General features: G+C 76.3%; 6 protein-coding genes. 2 read left to right on the top strand and 4 right to left on the bottom strand.

What is annotated here, in order from left to right; genetic code table 11:
* Nucleotides 1-84: 84 nt before the first annotated feature.
* Nucleotides 85-1,893: a hypothetical protein gene (locus tag ACZ5K7_RS01325; RefSeq protein WP_468909127.1), complete on the top strand. Its 1,809-nt coding sequence runs from the start codon at nucleotides 85-87 to the stop codon at nucleotides 1,891-1,893.
* 43 nt (nucleotides 1,894-1,936) lie between these two features.
* A complete protein-coding gene (locus ACZ5K7_RS01320; protein ID WP_468909124.1) occupies nucleotides 1,937-3,364 on the top strand; it encodes a hypothetical protein in 1,428 nt (475 codons plus the stop codon).
* 84 nt (nucleotides 3,365-3,448) lie between these two features.
* Here ACZ5K7_RS01320 and ACZ5K7_RS01315 read toward each other — a convergent pair whose 3' ends face one another.
* The 4 genes from ACZ5K7_RS01315 to eccD are packed head-to-tail and all read right to left on the bottom strand — an operon-like array spanning nucleotide 3,449 to nucleotide 12,463.
* On the bottom strand, nucleotides 3,449-6,688 hold the full coding sequence (locus tag ACZ5K7_RS01315) for a right-handed parallel beta-helix repeat-containing protein (protein WP_468909122.1): 3,240 nt from the start codon (nucleotides 6,686-6,688) through the stop codon (nucleotides 3,449-3,451).
* Nucleotides 6,685-9,729, bottom strand: a complete 3,045-nt coding sequence (locus ACZ5K7_RS01310; RefSeq protein WP_468909119.1) for a hypothetical protein — start codon at nucleotides 9,727-9,729, stop codon at nucleotides 6,685-6,687. Before ACZ5K7_RS01310 ends, ACZ5K7_RS01315 begins: the two co-directional genes overlap by 4 nt.
* Nucleotides 9,730-9,731: 2 nt before the next feature.
* The gene (gene eccB / locus ACZ5K7_RS01305) at nucleotides 9,732-11,060 is read right to left on the bottom strand and encodes a type VII secretion protein EccB (RefSeq protein ID WP_468909116.1); all 1,329 of its coding nucleotides are present in this window, start codon (nucleotides 11,058-11,060) and stop codon (nucleotides 9,732-9,734) included.
* An 11-nt stretch (nucleotides 11,061-11,071) separates the two neighbouring features.
* Nucleotides 11,072-12,463, bottom strand: coding sequence for a type VII secretion integral membrane protein EccD (gene eccD, locus ACZ5K7_RS01300; RefSeq protein ID WP_450972124.1), 1,392 nt, complete (start codon nucleotides 12,461-12,463; stop codon nucleotides 11,072-11,074).
* Between the last annotated feature and the right edge of the window lie 67 nt (nucleotides 12,464-12,530).

Here is a 12,530-nt window from a genome sequence, read left to right as displayed (position 1 = left end):
GGTCGGCGAAGGCCGGGCGCGGGTCCTGCCCGGGACCGCCGTGACGAGGCTCCGCTCGATTACCGTTCGAAAGGTGACGGTGACATGGACGACTCCTGTGATCCGGAGGCGGCGATGAGCGGGCGGTCCGGCCGGCGGGGTACCGGCCGCCGCCGTGCCGACCGGCACGGCGGCGAGGTGGCCCTGGAGATCACCGGTGCGGACGGCGTCCTCGCCGTGCACGCGGCGGGTCAGTCGCCCGAGCATCTCGTGGGCGTGGCCGCCGAGTTGCGGCAGGGACGCCCCGCGGACCACGTGACCGTCCTGGTGGGCGCCGGCTTCGAGGAGCCCGAGGCGCTCCGGGCGCGGCTGGCCCCGGCCCTGGACGAGGCCCACGCGGCCGGTGCGCGCGTCCTGCGGCTGGTGATGTCCGGTGCCGCCGCCGACCGCCCCGACCGGCCCGCCGCGGCACGCGCGTTCAGCGAGGCCGGGCCCTTCGAGGTCCTCGCACCCCGTGGCCTGGTCGTGGTGGCCCCGGGCGGGACCCTCTTCGCGCCCGATCTGCCCGACATCCCCGGCGGCTGGTGGAACTTCTCCTCCGGGCTGGTGCCGCGCCGCGTCGGAACCCGGCTGCCGGAACCGCAGTGGCAGGCCGCGGTGGAACGCACCGTCCCGGCGGCCGTCGGCGGATGTGTGGTGGAGCAGATCCCGGCGGGCCTGCTGGTCCTGCCCGCCGGAACCCCGCCGGAGGGCGCGTCCGCGCTGCGGTACGCGATGCCGCCGGACGCGGCAGGCCCGCTGCTCGTCGTCGGCTCCTCCCGGACCGCCACCGTCCCCGCCGACGCCCTCGCCGAGGTGATCGCGGCGCTCCCCGCGCAGGTGCGCGGCACCGTACGGCTCGTCCCCGGCGGCGGTGCCGACCTGCTCCCGGTCGGCCGGCGCGTCGCCGACCTGCTCGGCATTTCCGTCCAGGTGCTCACCGGACTGCCGTTGCTGCTGGACGACCTGCAGCGCGCCGACGACCGCGGCCGGGCCGCCACCCCGCGCGTGGTACTCACCGACGAGGCCGGAGAGCCCTCCTGGCGGCCCTACGTGGAAACCGTCACCTGTGTGCCCTCGGACGGCGGTGCCGCGTCCGTGCCGCGCCTGGGCGCCTGGCGGCCGCCCATCAGCGGACTGCGCCCGGGACTCGAACCCGGCGCGATGATGCTCGACCGCAAGTGGGAGGTCGTGGTCACCAGGGCAGGGCTATGGATCGGCCCGAACGGCCTCCCGGTACCGGAGGACGTCGCGGCCCGCCCGGTCCTGCCCGAACTCATGACGGTGGACGTCGGCGTACCGGGCGAAGCCCTCGACGACTCGGTCTGGGAACCCCTCGACCGCCTCTTCACCGCCCTCCAGGACGACGTACGCGAGCGCACCCTCGTCCGGTTGCAGGACGACGGGTCGGACGACGACCTGCGTGCCGTGCGCCGGCTGGCCGTCGTCCACGGCCTGGCCGTGGCACCGCGCGGCTGGCAGGGCGCGGCCGGAACGTCCGCCGCCGCGGAGCCCGCCGTGGCACCCGGGCCGGTGGTGCGGCCGGACTTCGCGCTCCAGGCGGAGCCGGCCGAAGAGCCCGCCGAGAACGTACGGCCCGAACCGGCGGTGTCCCCGGCAGCGGGGCAGCAGCCGGGGCCCGGGACCGGATCGGGCACCGCACAGCAGCAGGAGCCGGAGCAGGTGCACGACCTGGAGCTGGAGCAGGAGCACGCGCCGGGAGGGGCCGCAGGCGGGGCGTTGCGGCTCGTCGCCGAGCCTGTGCCGAGGCCCCCCGCCGTCACCGTCACCTTCACACCACCGGCCGCGACGCCCCCGCCCCCGCCGGGACAACAGCCCGGCGCGCACGGAGAGATCTCCGGTTCACCGGGGTGAAGTCCGGGCGCCGGCCACCACCAGAAGACCACGAGGAGAACGGATGACCCCCACGCACCAGCCGGGCGCCCGGCCGCCCGGCACGGATCGCACGGCTCTCGGCGATCCGCCGAGGGCCAGGCGGATACGCCGCGCCGCCGCCATGCCCATGCACGACGGCGACCCGGACGGCACGGCCGCCTCGGCCGCGCTCGCGCACGCCCAGGCCGTCGCGGCCGGCGTCGCGGCACGGGCGGCGGTCACCGCCGTCGTCGAGGAGCCCCCTGCCGCCGCCCCGGCGCCCGCCGAGACCCGCCCGGACGTCGTCACCCGCCTGCGCCGCGCGGGCGCGACGGCGCGCGGCTTCCGCCCCGACCCCGGTGGCGACCAGCCGGGTCCCGTCACACGCGGCGCCCGGCCGAAGTCCGGCCCGTGGCCCCTGGTCGCCGCGGCCGCGGTGGCGGGCGCGGTCCTGGTCTCCGTACCGCTGGCGCACAAGGGCGAGAAGCAGACCACCGACGTGGAAGGGCTCGACCGCGCGACACCGGTGGCCACGTCCGGCACCGGGGCACTGTCCAGCGACGGCGGCAGCAGCCCGGTCCCGTACGCCACCCCGCAGCAGGGCGCGCAGAGCCTGGTCCAGGACGGCACGGCGACGGACGACGACCTCGGCGCGGGCGGCGGTACGCCGGCTCCCTCCCCGAGCGGCAGCCGGACGCCGCACGTGTCGCCGAGCGGCGACGGCACCCCGAAGGCCGCCGCGCACGAGCACGCCGCACCCCGCACTTCACCCAGCGAGAGCCGGACGCCGCGCATGCCGTGGGCGGAGGCGCTCCTGGGGGACTCGGACGACCAGGCTTCGGGGACGGACGATCCGGTCACGAGCCCGCCGCGGCACCTCTCCAAGGCGGCCGAGGACTCGGCGAGCACGGACTCCGCTTCTGCGCCGCGGACCGATGCCACTCCGGCCCACCCGCGTGCGACCGCGGCGAAGCAGACGGTCCACCGGGCGACAACGACCGCTGAGAAGCGGACAGTTGAGAGTCACGCGGCCGACAAGCACACGGCTGAGAAGCCGAAAGCCGTCGAGAAGCCCAAGGCCACCGAGAAGCCCGAGGCCAGTGCGCGGCCGAGCGTCGCCGCCACCCCGCACCAGTGGGGGACCCGGGTGGTCAACGCCACCACCGTGCTGGGCGCGGGACAGTCCGTGTCCACCGACCATGTGCGGCTCGCCATGACGTCGAGCGGCAATCTGGTCATCACCGACACGAACGGCAGGGTCCTGTGGTCCGCCGGCACCTCGGGCGCGGGCAACCGGGCGGTGTTCCAGGCCGACGGCAACTTCGCCGTCTACGGCTCCGCCGACCAGACCCTGTGGACCTCGGGCACCGCCGGGAACAACGGCGCCGAGCTGGTCCTCCAGGCCGACGGCAACGTGACGATCCAGACGTCGTCCGGCACCGTCGTCTGGGCGTCCGGCACCGTGCACTGAGACCCGTAGGACCCGTAGGACCCGTAGGACCCGTAGGACAAAGACGGTCCCCCGCCGCACTCCGCGGCGGGGGACCGTTCCCGTTCACCCGGCCGGAACCGTCTCGGCCTCGGGGGCCGGTGCGGCGACCACACCCGCGTCGTACAGTTCCGGTGCACCGATCTCCAGTCGCTCAGACCGGGCCGCGAGCAGGTCGGCCAGCCGGTGCGCGCCGAAGACCGCGCCGCCGGGCGGCCGTCGGCCGAACTCCGCGGCCAGTTCCGCCGCGCCGTCCTCGGCGAGCCGGAAGCCGTGGTCGGCCAGCCGCCGCGCCACCAGCGCGACCAGTTCCGCCGGTGTGTACGGCACCATCCGGACGTACTCGGCGAACACCGCCGTCAGCCGGGCCCGGCCACGCAACAGCGGTCCCATGGCGGCCGAACCGCTGAGCACCGGCACCGGACCACCCTGCCGGGCGGCGACCGCCTGCAGGCCGTCCAGGACCGCCGTCTGCTCTTGCGGCGGCCGCTGCTCGAAGGCGGGATCCAGTTCCAGCAGCAGCACCCCGCCCGCGCTCTCCGCGAAGGCTGCGGTCAGCCGGGCCACGGGCTGCTCCGGCCAGCGGGCCGGCACCTGCGACAACGGCAGCCGCAGCACCGCACCGGTGGGCAGCAGTCCTGCCTCGGCGAGCCCGCGCGCGTACAGCGCGGTGAGCGCCGCGCGCCCGGAGCCCGGACCGCCCTCCAGCACCAGACCGGCCGCCCGTGACAGCTCCTTGTCGCCGCCGGAGGCCGCGGCCAGCCGCCGCAGCCGCGCCAGCAGGGCGTCACGGGCCGGCTGCTGCCCGCTGAGCGAGGCGAGCCGGCGCAGCGCGGGAGTCTCCCGGCCACCGTCCCCGCCGCCCGCGTCGTCGCCACGGGCCGGCAGGGCCGGTACGTCGCTGGCTTCCAGGACGCTCAACTCGTTGTCGTCGAGCGGCGCTTCGACGGCGAGCCGGGACGCCTGACGGCTGATCATCTCCTCGAAGATCTGCCGGGCCACCCGCCCGTTGCCGAAGGTGTCGCTCTTCGGCACCGCCTCGAAGTACTGGACCAGCGCCGCCAGCGCGCCGTCCGACAGCTCGTAGTAGTGCTTGCCGCACAGCCCCCGCACGATGGTCACCAGCTCGTCGGGACTGTAGTTGGGGAACTCCACGGAGCGGGCGAACCGGGACGCCATACCCGGGTTGGAGGCCAGGAACTGGTCCATCTGCGCCGAGTACCCGGCCACGATGACCACGATCTCGTCCCGGTGGTCCTCCATCAGTTTCATCAGCGTCTCCACCGCCTCCTGACCGAAGTCGGGGCCGGTGCCGCGGGACTGGTTGGTGAGGGTGTACGCCTCGTCGATGAACAGCACCCCGCCCAGGGCCTTGTTGAAGACCTCGGTGGTCTTGATCGCGGTGCCGCCGATGATCTGGGCCACCAGGTCGGCCCTGGCCACCTCCACGATGTGGCCCTCGCTGAGGATGCCCAGCTCCGCGAGCACGGCCCCGTACAGCCGGGCCACCGTGGTCTTGCCGGTGCCGGGCGGACCGGCGAAGACCAGGTGCCGGCTCATCGGGGGCATCGGCAGCCCCATCTCCTGCCGCCGCTGGGCCATCTTGTTGAGGTTGATCAGGCCCGTGACCTCGCGCTTGACGCTCTCCAGACCGACCAGCGCGTCGAGTTCGGCGAGCGGTCCCACCATCCGGGTCCGGTCCGTACGGCCGTCCTCGCGCTCCCCGCCGGACTGCCCGGCCGGCCGGGCGTCGCGTCCCTCGCGGTCCGTCTTTCCGGCCACGGCGCCCGGGGTTCCGCTCCGGTCGGCCACCGCCCGGCCACCGTTGCCACGGATGTCGCAGTCGGTGACCACCACGGGCTCGTCGCTGCGGGAGCGCACGCCGTCGCCGCCGTTGTCCCGCACCGTGCAGCCCGTCAGCTCCGCCCGGCAGCCCGCCGTCACGTGCACGCCGTGGCCACGGGCGCCGGAGATCCGGCAGCCGGTCGCGACCAGCTCGCCCGCGGAGAGCAGGCGGATGCCGTCCGCGTCGGACTCGTCGAACTCGCTGTCGTGCGCGGTCAGCCGGGAGCCCGAGGCGATCAGCACCGCGCCGCCGGTCACCGCGGACCCGGTGAGGGTGGCCCGTGCCGCGTCCGCCAGCGACAGACCCGGTCCGCCGGTGGCCCGCAGCCGTACCGCCGACAGCTCCGCCCGTGCCCCCTCGGTCAGCACCATGCCGGTGCCCACCGCCACGTCGGCGTCCCGCAGCTCCAGCCGGCCGTGGTCGCGGACCTCCACACCGTGGCCGCGGCCGCCGCTCACCGTCAGCCGCTCGACCCGCGTCTCCCCGGCCACCCGCAGCGCCGCCCGCGCCGCGTCATGGACGGCCAGCCCCGCGCACTCCGCACTCGCCTCCGTGTCCACCGCGACGCCCACCCCGGCACCGCTGACCGCGCACTCGTCCAGCCGCACCCGGGCCCCGGCCACCGCCTGCACGCCCACCTCGCCCGGGGACTCCAGCACACAGTTCCGCAACAGCGGGGCGGCACCTGGACCCACGTACACCGACTGCTGACCGGCACCGGTGAACCGGCACCCCGTCAGCACGGTCTCCCCGGTGCTGGTCAGATACGCGTCCAGCGTGGCGCTGCCCGAGACCTGCACCTCGCGCAGTTCGGCCCGGGCCTGCTGCTCGACGGCGATCGCCGGTTTGCCGCTGCCCGCCACCCGGGTGGTCTCCACGGTCACCGCGCTCCGGCCGTTGGCGCACACGCCGTTGCCCCGCGCCCCCTCCAGCACACAGTCACGGACCGTCAGGCGGCCGTCCTCGGCGACCACCACGGCCGACGAACCCACCCCGGTCACCCGGCTGCGCTCCACCACGTTCGACCGGTCGGAGGTCACCACGATCCCCGCGCCCCGCTCATTGGCCAGCTCGCAGTCGCGCAGCGCCAGTACGCCCTCGTGCCAGGCCAGCACCGCGGCCCAGGCCTGCCCGGCGACCCGGCAGCCGTCCAGGGCCGCCTGGCCGCGTCGCACGTCGAGTACCGGCGCCTCCCGGTCCGCCCCGGTCAGCACCAGGTGGGACAACTGCACCGCCTCGGCCTCCAGGACGACCGTGCTGCCCGACGAGGCGTGCACCTCCGGGGGCCGCCCGCTGTCCTGCGCGGCGACCGTGACCGGCGTGGTCACGTGCAGGCTCTCCTCGTACCGGCCGGGCGCCACGGTGATCAGCGCGCCCTCGCGGGCGTCGGCCAGCGCCGCGCCGATCGACCGGTAGGCACCGGGCCGGTCCGGGGCGACCTGCAGCATCTGCCGGGTCACGGGCGTGCTCCCTTGTTCGACGAGTCGGGGCGGGCCGGCAGCAGTCCCGGCGGGACGCCCACGGGACGGGCCTGCGGCTCTGGGCCGCGCGGCGGACCGCTCCGGAACTCCCGCAGGGTGGCGAGCGAGGCGGTGAGACCGTTCAACGCGATCTCGTCCAACGGGACCTGCCCGTCCTGTTCGGTCTCGGAGGAGGACAGCTGGCGCAGCAGGACCGCGGGCCGGTCCCCGTCGGCGTCGGTGCGCAGCACCTTGAAGCGGGTGCCGGGTTCGAAGACCACGCGGTCGGTGAAGGCGGGGTCCACCAGCCGGGTGCGGCGCGCGGTCATCGACCACACGAGGAAGTCCACGGTGCCCGGCGGCGCCGGACAGGGCGCCGTCGAGGCGGCGCAGAACGCCCACTCCGTGCTGACCCGGCCCTCGTGGAACCAGGCCAGTTCCGCCGGGCCGGCCGGCGCGTGCAGCAGCGCCGGGCCGCGGTAGGAGGGCAGCCGGCGCAGGCCCGCCGTCACACAGCGGGCCATCGGGACGTGCGGTCCCGTCGTCGCACCGCGCACCGCGGCGTCCACCCGGGCGCTGTCGCCCCCCAGATACAGGCGCACCGCCACCAGATCGGTCATCGCGTCCGCCGCGTCCTCGCGGGAGGACGAACGCAGCCCCGGCGACTCCGACAGCACGCGGGCGACCGATCCCGCGAGCGCGCCGAACTGGGCGTTGAACGTCTTGCGCAGCCAGGCCCGTTCCCGTTCCAGCCCGCGCTCCGGCGGCACGGCGGTCACCGTCGCGCCGGGGACGGGCTGCACCCGCACACCACGGACGCCGTCCGCCCGCCCGCCGGCCGCGCCCCGCTCGCCCACCTCGGCCGGCGCCGCACCGGCGGGTTCCCTCCCGGCGCCGGCCGGCGAGGGACCCGAGGGCATCTCGTCCGACTCCAGCCGGATGAGCGGCGCCCCGCCCCGGACACCCGGCGGCGGCACGGGCGCCGGGCTTGCGGGATCGGCCGAAGTGCCGGTCACCGGTGAGGTGTTGACGGGGTGGGCGGGGGCTGTGGGTGTTGGGTGGGTGTTGATGGGGTCGGTCGAAGTGGCGGGCGTCGGGCCGGCGTTGACGAGGGTGGCGGGCGTCGCGGGCGTCGGTTGGGCGTTTCCGCGGTCGGCCGGAACGGCACGGGCCGGGTCGGTGGTGATCGCGGGGGCGGGTTCCGGGTCCGTCGGGTCGGCGGGAGCGGGGTGTCCGGTCCGGAGGTTCGCCGGCTCGGTGGTGCCTGCGGGGGCCTGTCCTGCGCCCGCCTGGCCACCGGGAGCGGCGGAGGCCGGTCCGGTGCTCGCGGGGTCTGCCGGAACGGTCGGTCCCTGTGCGGAGTTCACGGGGGTGGTGGGAACCACCGAGGCCGGACCTGCGCCGTCCGGGTCACCGGGATCGGCAGGCCTCGGTCGGGTGTTCACGGAAACCGTGCCTGCCCGTTCCGCGCTCGCCGCAGCGGCTCGGCCCCGTTCGGTGCCGCGGCCACCCTCCGGTGTGGCTTCCGGTGGGGCGGTGGCGGCGGGATACGGGATCGTCGCGGGCCGGGGTTCGGCCGCCGGGCGGGTCCCGGGGCCGGTGGGCGCGGGCGGGGCGGCCGTGGTCGGGTACGTCGGCGGTACGGGCGCGGGGGCCGGCTGGATCCGGGTGTACGACGGTGAGGCCGGCGGTGCGGTGGGGTCGGCGGCCGCAGACGCGACGGTGTCCTGCCCGGTGTCCCCGCGGGCGGGGGACCACACCCACCACTCCTGCTCGTGCCAGCCGAGCGAGGGGCCCGGCTCGTCCGCCGGGGTCACCCGGAAGGCCTCCCGCAGAGTGGGGTCCAGCTGACGCAGCATGTCCTCGGCGAGTCCGCGCAGCCGCTCGCCGGACTCGGGGGTGGCACGGTCGTAGAGGAGCAGCGCCCGCCCGGGAGCGGCGGCGACCCGGCGGACCCGGTCGGAGTTGTCCGGCTCGGCCGGCGGGCGCAGCCACAGCCCGCTCTGGACGACCTCCAGCACGGTCTCGGGCCCGTACGCGTACGTCCCGCCCGTGGTGTCCGGGACCCCGGTGAGCGGGGAGCGGACCCCGAACAGGGCGGGCAGCGGGGGCGTACGGCCGTTGCCCGGGAAGTACACCACCTCGCTGACGAACGGCCGCCAGGCCGCCGTACCGTCGTGGCTCGGCACCTCGATGTCGGGCATCTGCCCGCCCAGGTGCTGCCGGGCGGGCAGGCCGGTGTAGAAGACGACCTGCTCGCCGGTGCCGTCGGCGAGCCCCTGGCCGAGGGAGTCCACGCCGTCGGGCAGCGCCACCGGGCCCAGTTGCAGGAAACGCAGCCGTCGGCGGGCCGAGGGCAGGACGCTGTGCCAGACCCGTACCGCGTCCGGGAGGTCCACCGGGGGGCCGCCCGGACTGCCCACCACCGCGGTCAGCATCTCGGTGCCGGCGGGGATGCGGTCCACCAGCCAGTGCCGGCCGCCGCCGGGGGCACCGGTGCCGCGCAGCCAGACGCCGCTCGGGGTGGGCTCCACGACCGCGTGGGAGGCGGTGTGCCACGCCCGGTCGGTGACGGCGTACTCCCAGGCCGGTTTCGGAAAGCGCCGGGAGTCGTACCCCACGGGGTGGCGCGGCCGATAGCTCAGCCAGCCCGTGCCGTCCTCGGGCGCGACGAACAGCCCGCCCTCGGGCAGGGTCCGTACCGGGCCGTCCGGTGCCAGCACCACGCCGCCGAGCCGCTCGGCGGCGGCCTGGCCGAACCGGCGCACATCGGGCGGCAGGGCGTGGCTGAACACCATCCGTATGCCGTCCGGCGTGGCGGTCAGGGCCCGCGGCACCGCTTCCCACTCGCGTGCGGTCGCGTCGAACGGCAGGTCCACGACGACGAGTTGGTGGAGCGGGTCGGGGGCGAGGGTCCCCGCGAAGGCCAGGGCGGCCGGATCGAGTCCGCCCTTGCGGTGGACCAGCAGGGCGTCACCGGCCGGGCGGGTCCGCAGACCCGCGCGGCCGGCCAGCACGGCCGGGGCCTCGATGTGCACCATGCTCACCCCTCCTTGAGGGTGGCGGCGGCCGCGTCGCCGTCCAGGACCGGGCCGCGCGGCAGCAGGGCCAGCACGTCGGCGGGCATGGGCGTGGCCGGCCCGCTCAGCCGCAGCGCGCTCGCGGCCTGCCGGCCCAGCGGGAAGAGGGTGCCCTGGTCGTCCACCAGGTACTGCTGCGGGACGGCGGCCCCGCTTCTGACCTGGTCCTGGTCGACGGCGAGCACGCCGTGCCCGGGAGGTACGCGTACGGTGCGGCCGTCGGCGGCCGTCCGGCGCTCCAGCACCACGGTGGAGGTCAGCTTCCGGCCCGCGGGGACCTGACGCAGGCACAGGTCGGCGGTGGCGGTGTCCACCGGCGGCGCGTGCAGCAGGTCGGGCAGGCCCGTGGCCGCCAGCCCGGCCCGGGAGAGAGGGGCGGCGGCCAGCGTGGTGGCGTCGAGGGTGAGCACCCGGGCCGCGCCGGGCCGGGCGGCCAGCAGGGCCTGTTCGGTCGGTGTGACGGGTGCGATCCCGTCGGAGAGCATCACGTAGGTGTGGCCGCCGGCCGCCGCGGGGGTACGGAAGAGCTGTCCGGCCCGTACGGCGTGACCGGCCACGCGGCCGGCCGGGGTACCGGCGTGCGGCACGGCCGGCGCGGTGAGCGTGGCACCGGTGCGTACCCCGGCGAGCCAGGCGCGGGGCGCGGCGATCCGCTGTTCGCTGTCCAGGCCGAGCGCGATGAGGGTGGCGTCGGCCGGTACGGGGTACTTCACGTCGTGCCACAGGACGTAGAGCTCACCCTTCGGCCCGGTCAGCACGGCCTGGGCCGGCCCCGGCGCGGGCAGCGCCCGGGGCGGGCCCAGATCGAGGATCTCGCGGCCGGTCGTCCCGGGCCGCAGACAGCGGGCCCAGCCGCCCGACAGGACGTCCGCAGCCGCCGGCAGCGCGTCGGGGGCGCCGGCGATGCCGATGGCCGAGCCGTGCGGCACCGTGGCGAGCACGTCCCGGGAGACCGTGCGCACCGTCCCGGACGAGCCGGTGAGCAGCAGCGCGGAGGCGTAGTTGAGGACCGGCCGCAGGCGGCCGTCCACCAGCAGGTAGCGGCTGCCGGTCTCCCGCTCCACGATGATCGACCCGGCCTGCCGCCAGGTGTCCTTCTGCACCGGCTTGATCAGGCCGTACACCCCGGAGCCGGCGCACAGCAGCACCACGAGGAGCACGCCGAAGAAAGATCCCAGAGAGCCGCGCCGGGTCGGGCTGGTGCCGCGGCCCGGGTCACCGGTGACCAGCGAGGTCGCCAGCCGGCCCACGGCGAACTGGTATGCCTGGACGTGGTCGCGTCGGGTCTGCACCTGTGTCTCCTTCAGCCGGCCAGGGAGCGGAACCGCGCGTAGGCGTGGAGCAGTTGGAACAGCAGCGGCAGCAGGGCGATCGCGGTGACCCACTCGGTGATGTCGCCGAGTTGCCCCCAGACCGGGAGCAGCCGGCGGCCGGGCAGCCGTTCGGCGGCCAGCAGCAGGCCGCCCACGGTCAGCAGCAGCGCCGCCACCGTGGCCATGCGCGCCCCGGTGCCGTGCGGTGCCACGTCGACCAGCAGCACCACGACCGGCCCGGCCAGGCCGGCCACGGTCGTGGACACCCGCTGGGTGATCCCGGTCAGCTCACGTGCCTGCAGCGCCACCGCCGTACCGAAGACCAGCGGCAGCACCCAGCCGACCCAGTCGGTGCGCTGGGCCAGCAGCCACCAGGCGGCCAGGCAGAGCACGGCGGTGGTGCAGGCGAGCGAGTCCAGCAGGGCGCCGGCCACCGCGGTCCTGGCGCGGATCCGCTCCTCCGGCTGGGGCTCGATGTCCTGCTGCAACTCATCCGCGTTGTGCGGCAGTTGGGGCGCCCGCAGCCGGGCCAGGCGCAGCGCCGTACGCGGGCCGACCCGGCCCAGGACGAACAGGGCGGCGGCCACCACGGCGACCGCCTGGGAGGGCGAACAGCCGGCGGCGGCCAGCCCGCAGGCCGCCGCGACACTCACCGCGGTGAGCAGGGCCGTGCCCGGCAGCGCGTCCGGCAGCGCCCGTAGCGCCAGCAGCAGGCCGGCGAGCACGGTCACCCAGAGCGCGGCGAGCAGCAGGCCGGGGGAGTCCGGACGGTAGCCGCCGCCCGCGCCGGGGCGGGAGGCCAGGCCCGCGAGGACGCCGAGGGCGAGGGAGCCGGAGCCGGCCAGCACGGCGGTGGTCCGGTGGGTGCCGTACCGGTCCGCGGCGACGCAGCCGGCCGCCAGCAGCAGCGCCGCCGCACCGGCGGCGACCGCGTTCGCCGCGCCGGGGCCGGGCCGCAGCAGATCCGCGAGGAGTACCAGCAGCACGAGCCCGGCCCCGGTCAGGGCGAGGACCCGGGTGGCGGCCGGGGTCCAGCGTCCGCGCTGCCCGCTGACGACATGGGCCACGCCGTCGGCGACGTCGTCGAAGTGCAGTCCGGGCAGGGCCTCTTCCGCCGCCCGCAGCCACAGCACCTCACCGTGGCGCAGCCCCAGGGTCTGCGGGGTGCCGTCGGGGTCGAGCGGCTCGTCGCCCATCCGCTGGAGCACCCAGTTCCGGCTGCCGTCGTCCGGCAGGCCGGCGTGCCGCAGCAGGACGGGCAGCAGTGCGGCGACCGGCATGGTGAGCGGGACCGCCAGATCGGCGCGTCCGGCCGGACCCTCCACGGTGAGCCGGCAGACATCGGGGGGCGAGGACTGGAGCGGGGGGGTTGACGTCGTCATGGTGTTCCTGTGCGGTGTGGGGGCGGAACCCGGTTCCGGGACCCGGTTCCGGGGTCCGGTCGCGCGG

Source organism: Streptomyces sp. NPDC031497 (genome assembly GCF_055580905.1).
Note: the sequence above shows the minus strand (reverse complement) of the source record. Positions and strands in the feature narration are given on the sequence as shown.

What these genes read in the sequence shown, in the direction of transcription:
- ACZ5K7_RS01325 (WP_468909127.1), top strand. Translation starts at nt 85, where the DNA reads ATGGACGACTCCTGTGATCCGGAGGCGGCGATGAGCGGGCGGTCCGGC.
- ACZ5K7_RS01320 (WP_468909124.1), top strand. Translation starts at nt 1,937, where the DNA reads ATGACCCCCACGCACCAGCCGGGCGCCCGGCCGCCCGGCACGGATCGC.
- ACZ5K7_RS01310 (WP_468909119.1), bottom strand. Translation starts at nt 9,729, where the DNA reads ATGGTGCACATCGAGGCCCCGGCCGTGCTGGCCGGCCGCGCGGGTCTG.
- eccD (WP_450972124.1), bottom strand. Translation starts at nt 12,463, where the DNA reads ATGACGACGTCAACCCCCCCGCTCCAGTCCTCGCCCCCCGATGTCTGC.